Genomic DNA, 13,402 nt, shown 5'->3' on the forward strand with positions numbered 1-13,402 from the left:
CGGCCGTGTCCGTCGCGGTGGGCGGGGTCGTACTTGGTCACGCGGTGGAAGAAGGTCGGCACGCGTCCATCCTTCAGCACGGCCGCCTCCCGGCGCCACAAGACCGCCGAGGACATCCGGGCGCCCTGCCCCGAGGGCGACGCGGGCGCACCCGATATGCTGCGACCTCCCCACGGGGGAAGTCCGGTCGAAGTCCGGCGCTGACCCGCAACGGTAGGCGGAACTCTCGGTTCCGTAAGCCCGATCACCCGTGGCGGAACAGGCTCCTGACCATTCGCCGTGGACTGCGAAGGGCGCTGCGCGGGACGGCCGCCGTCCGGGCTGCTCCTCCTTGCGCGCTCGTACGGCCCGAGGCGAAAGCGACCGCCCTGTGGCCACGTCTCTCGACCGCATACCCGCCAAGCCGTCGCGCCCTTCGCGCGTCGGCACCGGACCGGCACCACCTCGCCGCGTACCCGTGCCGGTCCTCCTGGCCGCCCTGTTCCTCGCCCTACCGCTCTCGCTCGTCTGCGGGGCCGGACTCGGCGCGTCCGGGCTCTCCTGGAGCGAGGTGCTGCGCTATCTGTGGGCCGGGCTGACCGGCGGGGCCATCGGGCCCGACGAGGTGTCGGCGTACACCATCGTCTGGGAACTGCGCCTGTCGCGGGCCGTGCTGGCCGCGATCGTCGGAGCCGGTCTGTCGGCCATCGGCGTCGCCGTCCAGGCCATGGTCCGCAACGCGCTCGCGGACCCGTTCGTGCTCGGCATCTCCTCGGGAGCGGCGGTCGGCGCCAACGCCGTACTGATCTTCGGTGCGCTGGGGGCGCTGGGCATCTGGGCCCTGTCCACGGCGGCGTTCGTCTCGGCGCTGCTCGCCATGACGCTCGTGTACGCGGTCGCCCGCACCGAACGCGGACTGACCCCGCTACGGCTCATCCTGACGGGGACCGCGATGTACTACGGTTTCTCGGCCGTCACCACGTTCATGGTCTTCGCGGCCGAGCGCGGCGAGGCGGCCCGCTCCGCGATGATGTGGCTGCTCGGCAGCCTGAGCGGGGCCAACTGGGCCTCCGTACCGATCGCGGCGGCCGTGGTACTCGCCGGCCTCGCCCATCTCGGCTGGTCGGCACGGCGCTTGAACGCCCTGGCCATGGGGGATGAGACGGCCGCGGCTCTGGGAGTGGATCCCGGGAGGCTGCGCAAGGAGCTCTTCCTGGTCTCCGCGGCCGTCACCGGTGCGGTCGTCGCGGTGAGCGGAGCGATCGGCTTCGTCGGTCTGATGGTCCCGCACGCCGTACGGATGCTGGTGGGCGCGGACCACCGCCGGCTGCTGGCCGTCGCACCGCTCGCCGGAGCCGTGCTGCTGATCTGGGTGGACATCCTCTCGCGCGTCGTGCTGGCACCGGTGGAACTTCCGGTGGGCGTTCTCACCGCCGTCATCGGCGTCCCTTGCTTCATCCTGCTGATGCGCCGCCGGTCCTACTCCTTCGGAGGCATCTGATGCGGATCGACATCGACGCGCTGACCGTCGAGATCGCCGGCGCACGGCTGGTGGACGCGGTGACCCTGGAGGCGCCCGAGGGCCGGTTCGTCGGCCTGGTCGGTCCCAACGGCAGCGGCAAGTCCACCTTGCTGCGCTGCGTCTACCGGGCCCTGCGCCCCTCCGCCGGCGCGGTCCGCGTCGGCGGGGAGGACCTGCACGCCCTGAGCGCACGGGAGGGCGCCCGCCGGCTGGCCGCACTGCCGCAGGAGGCCGGTGCGGAGTTCGACTTCACCGTGGCCGAGGTCGTGGCGATGGGGCGGATGCCTCACCAGGGGCCGATGGCCCGGACGACCGACGAGGACCGCCGCCGCTGTGTCGACGCGCTGGCGGGGGTCGGCGCGGCCCACCTGGCCGAACGCGGCTTCCTCACGCTCTCCGGCGGCGAGAAGCAGCGCGTCCTGATCGCCCGCGCGCTGGCCCAGGAGCCTCGGATCCTCGTCCTGGACGAGCCGACCAACCACCTGGACATCGCCCACCAGCTGGAGATCCTGGCCCTCGTCCGCGCCAGCGGTCTGACCGTCCTCACGGCCCTGCACGACCTCAACCTCGCGGCTCTCCACTGCGACCTCGTCCACGTCATCGACGGCGGTCGGATCGTCGCCTCCGGAGCCCCGTACGACGTCCTGACCACCGAGCTGCTGGCCGAGGTCTTCGGCGTACGCGCCCACCGCGTAGCCCACCCCGAGACCGGCGCGCTCCAGTTGCTCTTCGACCTTCCCACCACCTCTTGAGGAGCCTCATCCGCCATGCAGAACCGCATACGCCCCGCAGCCCTAGCACTCGCCGCCGCCTTGGCTCTCGCCGGCTGCGGAGCGGACGTCACCTCGCAGGCCGACGGAAAGGACGGCGGCACCAGGGCCGACCGGCACTATCCGGTGACCGTCGAGAACTGCGGTGAGAAGAAGCGCTTCGACAAGGCACCGCGGCGCGTCGTGACGAACGACGTCGGCATCACCGAGATCATGTTCGCCCTCGGCCTCGAGGACCACATGGCCGGTTACGTGATGCCCGACGACAAGGGCGACATGACGTCCGTCCCATGGAAGGACGGCTACCAGAAGACGAAATGGCTCTCCAAGGAGCGCATCAACAAGGAACTGGTCCTGGACGCCCGCGCCGACCTGGTGTTCGCCGGCTGGAACTACGGCTTCAACGAGGGCGAGGGCTTCACGCCCGCCGAGCTGAAGCGCGTCGGCGTCGACTCGTACCTGCTCAGCGAATCGTGCCGCAACGGCCAGGGCAAGGCGCGTGGAGTCATGCCGCCTCTCGAAGCGCTCTACACCGACCTGCGGAACCTCGGCAGGATCTTCGACGTGGAGGACCGCGCGGACACCCTGATCGCGTCCTTCCGGAAGCAGGTCGACGAGGCGCGTGCGAAAGCGCCCAAGGGCAGTGACCGCCCGCGTGTCTTCCTGTACGACGACGGCAAGGACAAGCCGCTGACCTCGGGCGCGTACGCCGGACCGCACGACATCATCACCAAGGCCGGCGGCGACCACATCATGAAGGACCTCAAGGACAGCTGGACGACGGTGGGCTGGGAGACCGTGGTCGACCGCGACCCCGAGGTCATCGTCATCAACAACTACGGCGACACCAGCGCCGCGCAGAAGCGCGCGTTCCTGAAGTCCTACAAGCCGCTCGCCAACGTGTCCGCGATCAAGAACGACCGGATCGTCGTCCTGGACTACGTGGATCTGGTGGAGAGCCCGCGCAACCCGGCGGCCATCAGCTCGCTGGCGGCGGACCTGCGGAAGTTCGCCTCGTAACGCGTCCGTGGTGCGCGAGGGCCCGGCCACGGGGAACAATCCGTGGCCGGGCCCTCGCACACCGCCTGACGTCCGGTCAGCCGTTGAACGTGTCCGGGTCGGGTCCGGTGCGCTCGTCGCGGTTGAGGGCGGAGATCTCACCGATGTCGCCTTCGGTGAGCTCGAAGTCGAAGAGCGCGAAGTTCTCCTGGATCCGCTCCAGCGTCACGGACTTCGGGAAGACGATGTCTCCGCGCTGCAGGTGCCAGCGCAGCACCACCTGCGCGGCCGACCTGCCCAGCCGCTCGGCGATGCGGGTGATCGCCGGGTCCGAGAGCACCTTGCCCTGGGCGATGGGCGACCATGCCTCCGTGGCGATGTCGTGCTCGGCGCCGAAGGCCCGTACGGCGTCCTGGGTGAGGTAGGGGTGCACCTCGATCTGATTGACGGCGGGCACCACCGTGCTGCTCTCCAGGAGCCGGCGCAGATGGTTGGGCTGGAAGTTGGAGACCCCGATCGCCTTGGCCCGGCCGGACCGGTAGACCTCCTCCAGCGCCTTCCAGGTCTCCACGAAGTCTCCCGAGGTGGAATTCGGCAGAGGCCAGTGGATGAGGAAGAGGTCCAGGTACTCGAGACCGAGCTCGTCCATGGTGCGGTCGAACGCCCGCAGCGCGTCGTCGTGCTGGTGCGCGTCGTTGTTGAGCTTGCTGGTGACGAAGACGTCGGCGCGGTCGATCCCGGAGTCCCGGACCGCCTGGCCGACCTCCTTCTCGTTGCCGTACATCTCCGCCGTGTCGATGTGCCGGTAGCCGGTCTCCAGAGCGGCCAGCGTGGTCTCGCGGGTCTCCTCCGGCGGGATCTGGAAGGTCCCGAAGCCGAGCTGGGGGATCGTCACTCCGTTGTTGAGGGTGATGTCGGGTACTGCGGGCACGGTGGACTCCTTGCTGTCGACGCCTCGGAAGGCGGTGAGGAATGTGTACGGGACGGGCGGTCGTGCTGGTCCTCCTTGCGGGCCGGGCACGTTCGCGTACGTCGGGTGCTTCGGGTGCTTCGGGAGGACCGTCATGCGGTCCTGGAGCGACGGGCGTTGTACGGCCCCGGGGCTGCCGCTCAGCCCGCGATGCCCTGCAGTTCGGCGTCCGGCGGCAGGACACGGACGAGCTTGCGGTTGGCGAACTCCTGCATGCCGAGCTTTGAGAGCTCCCGCCCGTAGCCGGAGCGCTTGATCCCGCCGAACGGCAGGTCGGGCTGGGTCGAGGTCGGGTGGTTGACCCAGACCATGCCGGTCTCCACCCGCTCGGCCACCCGGCGTCCGCGCTCCACGTCCGAGCAGAAGACGGACCCGCCGAGGCCGTACTGGCTGTCGTTGGCGAGCGCGATGGCCTCGTCCTCGTCCTGGACCCGGTAGATCACCGCGGCGGGGCCGAAGAGCTCCTCCGCGTACGCCCGCATTCCCGGCTTGACGCCGGTGAGGATCGTCGGCTGGACGAAGGCGCCGGGGCGGTCGATGCGGCCGCCGCCGATCAGCAGCTCGGCGCCCTGCTCCACGGTCTCGCGGATCTGCTCGGCCAGGTCGGAGGCGGCCTGCTCGGAGGAGAGCGGCCCCAGTGTCGTCGCCTCGTCGGACGGATCGCCGGGCGTGAGCGCCGCGAACGCACCGCGCATCCCTTCGACGAAGTCGTCGTAGACCTCCGCGAGGACGATGAACCGCTTCGACGCCACGCAGCTCTGCCCGGTGTTGGCCATCCGTCCGGCCACCGCGGCACCGACCGTACGCTCCAGCCCGTCACCGTCGAGGACGATGAAGACATCGCTGCCGCCCAGCTCCAGCAGGCTCGGCTTCATGTTGCGGCCGGCCCGTTCGGCGACCTGGGCTCCGGCCCGCTCGCTGCCGGTCAGCGAAGCGCCCTTCACCACCGGGCTGTCGATGATGCGCGAGATCTCGTCGTGGCTCACGAACAGGTTCGTGTAGACGCCCTCCGGCGCACCCGCGTCGCGGAACAGCACCTCCAGGGCGAGCGCGGACTGCGGGCAGATGCCGGCGTGCTTGACCAGGACCGTGTTGCCGAGCACCAGGTTGGGGCCCGCGAAACGCACCACCTGGTAGAGCGGGAAGTTCCACGGCATGACGCCGAGCAGGACCCCGAGCGGCTCGTTGACGAGATACGCCTCGCCTTCCTCGACGTCGAGCGGCTCGTGGGCCGCGAAGCCGGGTCCGTGCTCCGCGTAGTACGCGAGGATCGACGCGGCGAGGTCCACCTCTCCGCGGGCTTCGGAGATCAGCTTGCCCATCTCCAGGGTGATCAGGCGCGCCAGGGTCTCCTTGCGCTCCTTCATCAGCTCGGCGACCCGACCGACCAGCGCGGCACGCTCCTCGATGCTCCGCTCCCGCCACGCGTCGAAGGCGTCGCCCGCGGTCTCCAGGACGGCATCCACCTCCGCGCCCTCGATGGCCGGGAACTCCGCGAGGGTCTCGCCGGTGTACGGATTGACGGTGGCGAACGAACTCTTGCGCTGCTCTGACATGAAATCTCCAGAACGACGGGTGATGCACGAGGCGGAACGCTACGCTCCGCCTCAGTGCGGGGTACCCGGCTTCATGGGCTGGAAACTATCCAAAAGCATCCACATGGGTGGAAAGAAACTTACGTAGCGTGGCGGATAGTTACGTAGGGTGGTGTTGAGGCTTAATGCCCCTGGCTCACCCGGCGGCGGTCGACCCGTCGTCGACAGGAATGCCCAGTCGGCCGGCCATGGTGGTGAGGGCCGTGCCCAGCGGGAGCGCCACGCGGGTGAGGGCGTGGCGATCGCCCCGGGTCGGGTCCCGGTTGACGATCAGCACGGGCTGTCCGGCCCGGGCGGCCTGGCGGACGAACCGGAGCCCGGACATCACCGTGAGCGAGGAGCCCAGGACCAGCAGCGTGTCCGCCTCGCGGACCAGCGCGCGGCAGCGCTCCACCCGCTGCGGAGGCACGGTCTCGCCGAAGAACACCACGTCGGGTTTGAGGATGCCGCCGCAGACGGTGCACGGCACCACGCGGAAGTCCCCGACCTGCTCGTCGGTGAGGTCGGCGTCGCCGTCCGGGTTGATCGCGGCCGCCACCGGCGCGAAGCCCTCGTTGGCCTCCTCCAGCCTCCGGGCGAGCTCATGGCGCGGGCTGAAGGTGCCGCAGGAGAGGCAGACCACGCGGTCCAGGCTCCCGTGCAGCTCCACGACCTCCTCGCTGCCGGCGGCCTGGTGCAGGCCGTCGACGTTCTGGGTGATCACGCCGGAGAGCATGCCGTGCCGTTCGAACGCGGCCACGGCCCGGTGCCCGGCATTGGGGCGGGCGCTGCCGAAGGTGCGCCAGCCGAGATGGCTGCGCGCCCAGTACCTGCGACGGGCCTGCGCGTCGGCGGTGAAGTCCTGGTACGTCATCGGGGTGTGCCGGCTCAGGCTCCCGCCCTCGCCGCGGTAGTCGGGGATGCCCGACTCGGTGGAGATGCCGGCACCGCTCAGCACCAGCACACCGCCCCTGTCCAGGGCGTCGGCGACCGGCTCCAGATCGGTGGTGCCCGGAGACGCCTCCTCGGCGGGGGTCCAGCTCAGGGTGGGGCGCATGCGCATGCCTTCAGGGTACGGAACCGGCTTGGTTCCCCGCCGCCACCACACCCTTCCCGTCCCGCGCTCATGGCCGACAGGTCTTATCCGGCCACGGCTGCGTGAGCGTGAGTCGGCCGGCACGCGAAGGCGCTGCCGATCCGCAATCGACACCGGCGCTTTCCGGCCTATCTCGAATGGCAGGAGCATGGCGAACACCTCGCGATGGGCATAGGTTCTGCGGCTCCAGAGGTTCGGCAACTGGCCGTCTTTACAGGCTAGTTGACGCAACCATCCGCCCCGCACTCTCGGCTCCGCCCCGGAGCCGAGCCCCCATGAGTGAAGGGACAGCAATGCTGAACTCGAGAGGCCTGAAGGCGGCCGGCATCGCCGCGTTGATCACCCTGACCACCGTCACGGCGGCGAACGCCACGCAGGCGCCGACCCCGCGCGTCGCGGAGAGCGCGGCAGCCGCGGTGACCCTCCGCTACGACGCGAGCCGGGCTGGCGGCTGGGAGGCGGCGATCACAGCCGGGGTCGCCTCGTGGAACGCGAACGTCGGCAACGTCAAGCTCGTCAAGGCCGCGCCCGGGACGCGCGCCGAGATCCAGATCGTCGCCACCAACGGCTGGCCCCAGGCCACGCTCGGCCCGGTACGGCCGGGCGGCCAGGTGCGGGTGGAGCTGGGCAGCCAGGCCGTCACCGAAGGCCATGACAAGACCCGTATCACCGCTCACGAGCTCGGCCACAGCCTGGGCCTGCCGGACACCAAGCCCGGCCCGTGCTCCCAGCTGATGTCGGGTTCGAGCGCCGGCATCAGCTGCCGGAACGCGGTCCCGAACACGACGGAGCGGTCCCGCGTCGAATCCTTCTACGCCAACGGCGCGGCCTCACGCACGCCGGCCGACGGAAGGGTCCTGGTGGACGCGCCGTAACGGAACGCGCGGCGAGTGAGCGGCGCTCGGCCCGACCGGCGCCGCTCCTCGCACACTCCGGGAACCGGAGTGCCGGGCACCTGTCCTCGGGGCGTGCTCTCGTACGTACGGAAACGGCACAGCTCTCAGCTGTCGTGCCGGGTGCTGCGGAGCCGCCGTTCCCGCCGGCCGAGGACGGCCTTCAGCGGGAAGAGGGCGAGCCAGCACCACATCGCCACTTGCGGGTCGATGAAGGCGATGGGTACGGAGGCGCCGAAGACGACGACCGTCGCGATCAGGTCCGCCGCGGTGTCCTGCCACTCACCCACGGCGCGGACACCGTGCCGGCCCCTCAGCGTCGCGAACATGGCGAGCTGCAGCAGGTCGATGGCGCAGATGGTCGCCGCGTACAGCACCACCGCCCATGTCTCGCGTGCTCCGTACTCGGCCAGCAGGGACGTGGGAAACGGGACGATGGCGATCACGCCGAGCACCGCGAGCGTCAGATGCTGGGGAAGGCCGCCCGCCTTCGCGGACAACAGCAGGATCTGCCGTTGGTCGCGCCAGAAGATGGCGAGGATGAGAAAGCTCAACGCGTACGCGGCGAGCTGGGGCGTACTCTCCCGCAGCGCGTCGTGGAACTGCTCGGAGTCCAGGCCGGGCGCGATCCTGACATCGAGGGCGAGAAGCGTCATGGCGATCGCGAAAATGCCGTCGGACAACGTGATCAGACGGTCGGGGCGTGCTGATGAGGGGCTGGCGTTGCTCACCCGGTTCACCCTGGCCCCGCGCCTCTCGTCCGACGCGAATTGCTCCGACTGCGGGCACGCCGCTCTCCCGTCCTGACGACGGCCGTCGGCGTCAACCGCCCGGCGGCGATTTCACTCCGGGCGGGAGGCAAGAGGTGTGGCCTTCCGGCCATGACGTGGGTGGAGGAAGAGCGCCGTGTGGCGAGTGGGACGGGCGTGCTCCGAGACGGTGGCCGGCCCATGGCAACGGCTGGTGACCGCTTCGTGAAACGCGGCGCGCGGGGTTGGCCGACGGCCGCCAGAGGTCGCTTTACGTGGGGAGTCGCATCCCTTGAGCTACTGACTGTCCGGTCCCACTACGGAGGGTCCGGGCCTCGACTCGAGGGGGAAGATCCATGACCACACCTTCCGCTCCACTTCGCGTCGCCCTGGCCAACGGCAGTTTCGAAGAGCCCGTGGTGTCCGGGGTGGAGATCCTGCCGGACGCCTCGCAGACCCAGGCCGCCAAGTATGTGCCGGGCTGGCTGACCACAGCGACCGATCACAGGATCGAGCTGTGGCGGTCGGGCTTCAACGGGGTGCCGGCGGCCCACGGAGCCCAGTTCGCCGAACTCAACGCGAACCAGGTGTCCACGCTCTACCAGGACCTGCCGAGTACGCCCGGCACGACGCTGTACTGGCGGCTTTACCACCGGGGCCGCCAGGGCGACGACACCATGGCACTGGACATCGGCGCGCCCGGCTCCACGGTGGAGCAGCGGCGGTTCACCGACGGTACGACCGCCTGGGGTTACTACACGGGCACCTACACCGTTCCGGCGGGCCAGGTGCTGACGCGGTTCGCGTTCCGCTCGATCTCGGCCGCCGGAGGCAATCGGGGCATCGGCAACTTTTTGGACGGCATCTTCTTCGGCACCGCGCCCTACGTGGAACTCACCAAGATCGCCGTTCCGGCGGGGCCTCTGGAGGTGGGCGACACCGTCACCTACCGGGTCACGGCCAGGAACGAGGGCGGGGGAGCGGCCGAGAGCCTCGTCCTGACCGACGTGATCCCGCAGGGAACGACGTACCTGCCCGGCTCCCTGCGCATCGTGGACGGCCCGAACACCGGGACGAAGAGCGACGCACAGGGCGACGACCAGGCGTACTACGACGCCGGGGCCCATCAGGTCGTCTTCCACCTCGGCAACGGCGCTTCAGGCGCCTCGGGCGGCAGCCTGCCCAGCACCGAGACCCTGCCGGCCGGGACTACGGTGGAGTACCGGGTCGTCATCGACCGGGAGAGCGGCGGCCGACAGATCACCAATACGGCAACGGCCTCCTACGAGAACCGGCTCGGCGACACCCCGCAGCCTCTGACCTCCACTTCCGACGAACAGATCACCCAGGTCAAGCCGGCCGCCGACCTGTCCGTGACGAAGGCGGCCGACGCCACCACGGTCACTGTCGGCCAGACGGTCACCTACCGAGTCACGGTCCACAACACCGGTCCGAACCCGGCCACCGGCGTCTCCGTCACCGACCGGCTCCCCGACGGCCTGGCCTTCCTCTCCGTCGACGGGACTCCGGGCGGCTACGACCCGGCGACCGGGCACTGGCTCGTCGGTGACCTGGCCGAGGGCGCCACCGCGACGCTCGTGCTCCGGGCCAAGGCCACGAGGCCCGGCGCACTCACCAACACCGCGACGGCCGAGGGGAACGAGAAGGACCCCGACGCCACCGACAACACCGACACGGTCACCATCTGCGTGGAGCCCGCTCCGTCCTGCTGCGACCCGTGCTCCACGGGAACGTAGGGACGCGCCTCGCGCGTGGATGACGGCGCACCGGAGTTCCGGTGCGCCGTCATCCACGCGAGGCAGGGGCCGTAGGCGAGCCGACGGTTCCTCGGCTCCTCCACGCCTCTACTCCCTTACTCCTTGACGAACGCGAGCAGGTCGGGGTTGAGCACGTCGGGGTTCGTCGTCAGCATGCCGTGAGGGAGACCGTCGTAGCTCTTGAGCCGGCCGTTCTTGAGGAGTTCGGCCGACAGCGGCGCCGAGTCGTCGTACGGCACGATCTGGTCGTCGGTGCCGTGCGCGACCAGGACGGGGACGTCGATCGCCTTGAGGTCCTCGGTGAAGTCCGTCTCGGAGAACGCCTTGATGCACTCGTAGTGCGCGTTGGCGGCTCCCCGCATCCCCTGGCGCCACCAGTTGTCGATCACGCCCTGGGACACCTCGGCGCCGGGCCGGTTGTACCCGTAGAACGGCCCCGAGGGAACGTCGAAGTAGAACTGCGCGCGGTTGGCGGCGAGGGACGCGCGGAACTCGTCGAACACCTCGATGGGCAGACCGCCGGGGTTGGACGGCGTACGCACCATGATCGGCGGCACCGCTCCGACCAGGACCGCCTTGGCGACCCGTCCCGGCTTCGCGCGCGCCACGTACCGGGCGACCTCGCCGCCGCCGGTCGAGTGACCGATATGGACAGCTTCCCGCAGGTCGAGAGCGTCGGTCACCGCGGCCACATCGGCAGCGTACGTATCCATCTCATGACCGCTCGCACTCTGGGAGGACCGTCCGTGGCCTCGACGGTCATGGGCGATGACGCGGTAGCCCTCCGCGAGGAAGAACAGCATCTGGTTGTCCCAGTCGTCGCCGCTGAGCGGCCAGCCGTGGTGGAACACGATCGGCTGAGCGTCACGCGGCCCCCAGTCCTTGTAGTAGATCCGCGTACCGTCGCTGGTGGTGACCTTGCTCATGGCAGACCCTTCCGCCTGGCGGATGTGCATGGTGAGTTCGGTGATCCTTCAACCGGCCGTGCGGTACGGGGGACGGAAGCTTCCTCATCGTCCGGAGGGCGCGGCCCGGCCATGCGGCCAAATGCGACATTACACCGAACTCGGGCATCGGTCATTCGCGCTGTGGGGCCTGCGAGCAAGCCTCCGGCGGGCGGCGACTACCACCGTGACGGCACCCGGGGGTGGGTTGCGCCTGCCTCGTCGACCCCTGCCGCTGAAGGTCGTCGACGGTATCCTGAGGAGGCGGCGACCGGGGCTGGTCCCACCCCCGCGACCCGCCGGTAGAGCGTGAGCCCGGCCGCCCGGAGGGTGCCGCCCCCACGCGACCGATTCCGGACTGCGCGAGCTCCGAGGCGCGCGGCCCGGACAACTGCCTGCTGCGGCCCCTGACCGGGGCCGCCCCTCTCCGGGAGAGGCGTATGAGTACTCAGTTCGAGGCCACCGTCACCATCGACCGCCCCATAGAAGCGGTGTTCACCTACCTTGCGGACGGGCGGAACGATCCCGACTTCAGCCCACGCGTGCTCAAGATCGACAAGAGCCCTGCCGGGGCGACGGGGACAGGGACGGTCTTCCACAGCACCGTCAAGGACGCGGGCATGAAGACCCAGCGGGACTTCGAGATAACGGAGTTGACCACGCCGACGCGCATCCGCTGGCGCGAGGCATCCCGCAACTCGATCACGGTGCAGGAGGGAGGCTACGACCTGGAACCAACTCCCGGTGGCGGCACCCGTGTTCGCCTCTTCAACGTGCTCGAAGGTCACGGCATAGGCAAGTTGTTGCTCCCGCTGGCCGGTGGGGCGTCACGCAAGGACGCCCCCGACTTCGGCAAACGCATCAAGGACGCCGCTGAGCGAACGATCTGACCGGATCAGGATTTCGGAGCTGCGGGCTGCGCGCGGGCTGCGGGCCCGGGTCCGGTGGGCCGGCTGATCGCCCTGGGCCTGCCGCGGCGTCAGCGGTGCGGCGACGTCCGGTGCGATGACCGAGAGCGGCGGCCAAGGCCGTGGCCGCCGCTCTCGTTGCGGATGCCGCCCGGCGGCTCCTGCTGGGCTTTCCCGTCGCGGCGGACACCTGCAGCGCGCTGATGGGCCCGGCGGATCGTGGAGTCGATGCTCACTTCCCACGTAATGAGCCCGGCCGCGTCCGCCCGGACCCGCGGCCCGGTCAGCACCGTCGGCCGCGTGCCGTCCCGCTGCCAGCGACGGGAAAAGTCCGTAGACCGTCTGCCACGGCCCGTACTCCTGCGGCAAGTCCCGCCACGGAGCACCCGTCCGCACCCGCCAGTGGATCCCGTCGATCAGCTTCCGACTGCCCACCGACGTCTGCCCAGCACCACCACCGACAACAACGGCTCCAGGACCGCTTACTGCTCGCCTGAAAGATCCCCTCGCCCTACACCTGGATCATCTAGATGCAGGGCGAGGAACGAAGTCCACTTTCAGAACACGCCTGGGATCCGGTGCTCTGCCGATTTGTCGATGCCGGCATCGAGAACAGGTCGACGCGACCGGTGCGTTCGCCCCGTCACAGTCGTCGCACAGCTGGTCGCTCTGCCTGTCAGTCACCGGGGGCTCAAGCCGTGTGCTTCGCCGGGCACTCGCGTTCTACCGACGGTTCATCCGCAAGCTCGCGAGAGTCGGACAGCGGTTGGGCAGGGGCGCCCAACGGCCCGGCATGTGGAGCAAGCCGTGGTGTGTCCGACGAGCGTGCGGTAGGCGTTGTCCGGCTCGGCGCGCTCTGCCACCGGCTTCACCGCGTCGCTTCCAGACACCGTGGGCACTCGCAGGCGGGAACCGGTCAGAGGGTTCGGGCTGGTCGAACGGCTTGACTTCGGCCTTCTCGCAGAGGATGCGCACATGCCCCGTCCGGTTCACCTCTTACACCTTGATCGTCATCATGGGTAACCCTCGTCGCGGTCGGTGAGGAAGACCGCTGACGGTACGAGCGGCCGCGGAAGGCCGGGTGAGAGTTTCTACGCGTCGCATCCAGGTGGCCGAAACTGGCCACATTCGCGCACGGAGGCACTGGAGCGGCTGAATATCTACGGAAGATTGCGTATGGCATATGCCAAAAGCATAGGAAGTGTATCATTCAAATAAAC

11 protein-coding genes, 1 pseudogene and 1 riboswitch are annotated in these 13,402 nt (G+C 69.6%); of the genes and pseudogenes, 6 read left to right on the forward strand and 6 right to left on the reverse strand.

The window, feature by feature from the left end; genetic code table 11:
* Positions 1-175 precede the first annotated feature (175 nt).
* A riboswitch (cobalamin riboswitch) is annotated at positions 176-250 on the forward strand.
* Positions 251-370: 120 nt separating this feature from the next.
* From ABZ267_RS12220 to ABZ267_RS12230, 3 genes are read left to right on the forward strand one after another with little or no spacing between them, the layout of a single operon-like run.
* On the forward strand, positions 371-1,480 hold the full coding sequence (locus tag ABZ267_RS12220; RefSeq protein WP_356754982.1) for an iron ABC transporter permease: 1,110 nt from the start codon (positions 371-373) through the stop codon (positions 1,478-1,480).
* Complete coding sequence (locus ABZ267_RS12225; protein WP_356754980.1) at positions 1,480-2,253, forward strand: ABC transporter ATP-binding protein; 774 nt, start codon at positions 1,480-1,482, stop codon at positions 2,251-2,253. The genes ABZ267_RS12220 and ABZ267_RS12225 overlap by 1 nt, the downstream gene beginning before the upstream one ends.
* A gap of 15 nt (positions 2,254-2,268) precedes the next feature.
* Positions 2,269-3,291: an ABC transporter substrate-binding protein gene (locus ABZ267_RS12230; protein WP_356754978.1), complete on the forward strand. Its 1,023-nt coding sequence runs from the start codon at positions 2,269-2,271 to the stop codon at positions 3,289-3,291.
* Positions 3,292-3,367: 76 nt separating this feature from the next.
* Here ABZ267_RS12230 and ABZ267_RS12235 read toward each other — a convergent pair whose 3' ends face one another.
* From ABZ267_RS12235 to ABZ267_RS12245, 3 genes are all read right to left on the reverse strand, one after another.
* On the reverse strand, positions 3,368-4,201 hold the full coding sequence (locus tag ABZ267_RS12235) for an aldo/keto reductase (RefSeq protein WP_356754976.1): 834 nt from the start codon (positions 4,199-4,201) through the stop codon (positions 3,368-3,370).
* Between the two features lie 179 nt (positions 4,202-4,380).
* Positions 4,381-5,796, reverse strand: coding sequence for an NAD-dependent succinate-semialdehyde dehydrogenase (locus ABZ267_RS12240; RefSeq protein WP_356754974.1), 1,416 nt, complete (start codon positions 5,794-5,796; stop codon positions 4,381-4,383).
* A 175-nt stretch (positions 5,797-5,971) separates the two neighbouring features.
* Positions 5,972-6,877, reverse strand: coding sequence for an NAD-dependent protein deacetylase (locus ABZ267_RS12245; protein WP_356754972.1), 906 nt, complete (start codon positions 6,875-6,877; stop codon positions 5,972-5,974).
* A gap of 326 nt (positions 6,878-7,203) precedes the next feature.
* Here ABZ267_RS12245 and ABZ267_RS12250 point away from each other — a divergent pair, with 326 nt between their 5' ends.
* A complete protein-coding gene (locus ABZ267_RS12250; protein WP_356754970.1) occupies positions 7,204-7,785 on the forward strand; it encodes a snapalysin family zinc-dependent metalloprotease in 582 nt (193 codons plus the stop codon).
* Between the two features lie 125 nt (positions 7,786-7,910).
* Here the strand turns inward: ABZ267_RS12250 and ABZ267_RS12255 are convergent, their stop codons facing one another.
* Entirely contained in the window at positions 7,911-8,543 is a 633-nt protein-coding gene (locus ABZ267_RS12255) for a TMEM175 family protein (protein WP_356754968.1), read from the reverse strand.
* Between the two features lie 365 nt (positions 8,544-8,908).
* Between ABZ267_RS12255 and ABZ267_RS12260 the strand changes: the two genes are divergently transcribed.
* Positions 8,909-10,309 carry a hypothetical protein gene (locus ABZ267_RS12260; protein WP_356754966.1) on the forward strand — a complete coding sequence of 467 codons (1,401 nt, stop codon included), beginning with the start codon at positions 8,909-8,911 and terminating at the stop codon, positions 10,307-10,309.
* Positions 10,310-10,425: 116 nt separating this feature from the next.
* On the opposite strand, the gene ABZ267_RS12265 is transcribed toward ABZ267_RS12260, so the two are convergent.
* Positions 10,426-11,256 (reverse strand): alpha/beta hydrolase, encoded by an 831-nt coding sequence (locus ABZ267_RS12265; RefSeq protein WP_356754964.1) that lies wholly within the window; start codon positions 11,254-11,256, stop codon positions 10,426-10,428.
* A gap of 458 nt (positions 11,257-11,714) precedes the next feature.
* Here ABZ267_RS12265 and ABZ267_RS12270 point away from each other — a divergent pair, with 458 nt between their 5' ends.
* Positions 11,715-12,164, forward strand: a complete 450-nt coding sequence (locus tag ABZ267_RS12270) for an SRPBCC family protein (RefSeq protein WP_356754962.1) — start codon at positions 11,715-11,717, stop codon at positions 12,162-12,164.
* A 351-nt stretch (positions 12,165-12,515) separates the two neighbouring features.
* On the opposite strand, the pseudogene ABZ267_RS12275 reads toward ABZ267_RS12270, so the two are convergent.
* Positions 12,516-12,608: pseudogene (locus tag ABZ267_RS12275) on the reverse strand (transposase); the annotation flags it as partial.
* Between the last annotated feature and the right edge of the window lie 794 nt (positions 12,609-13,402).

It is taken from the genome of Streptomyces sp. NPDC006174, assembly GCF_040614075.1.
Classification (GTDB): Bacteria; Actinomycetota; Actinomycetes; order Streptomycetales; family Streptomycetaceae; genus Streptomyces.

Excerpts from the sequence above, each read along its gene's own strand:
- ABZ267_RS12240 (WP_356754974.1), bottom strand. The coding sequence starts at position 5,796 with ATGTCAGAGCAGCGCAAGAGTTCGTTCGCCACCGTCAATCCGTACACC.
- ABZ267_RS12230 (WP_356754978.1), top strand. The coding sequence starts at position 2,269 with ATGCAGAACCGCATACGCCCCGCAGCCCTAGCACTCGCCGCCGCCTTG.
- ABZ267_RS12270 (WP_356754962.1), top strand. The coding sequence starts at position 11,715 with ATGAGTACTCAGTTCGAGGCCACCGTCACCATCGACCGCCCCATAGAA.
- ABZ267_RS12265 (WP_356754964.1), bottom strand. The coding sequence starts at position 11,256 with ATGAGCAAGGTCACCACCAGCGACGGTACGCGGATCTACTACAAGGAC.
- ABZ267_RS12250 (WP_356754970.1), top strand. The coding sequence starts at position 7,204 with ATGCTGAACTCGAGAGGCCTGAAGGCGGCCGGCATCGCCGCGTTGATC.
- ABZ267_RS12260 (WP_356754966.1), top strand. The coding sequence starts at position 8,909 with ATGACCACACCTTCCGCTCCACTTCGCGTCGCCCTGGCCAACGGCAGT.
- ABZ267_RS12225 (WP_356754980.1), top strand. The coding sequence starts at position 1,480 with ATGCGGATCGACATCGACGCGCTGACCGTCGAGATCGCCGGCGCACGG.
- ABZ267_RS12245 (WP_356754972.1), bottom strand. The coding sequence starts at position 6,877 with ATGCGCATGCGCCCCACCCTGAGCTGGACCCCCGCCGAGGAGGCGTCT.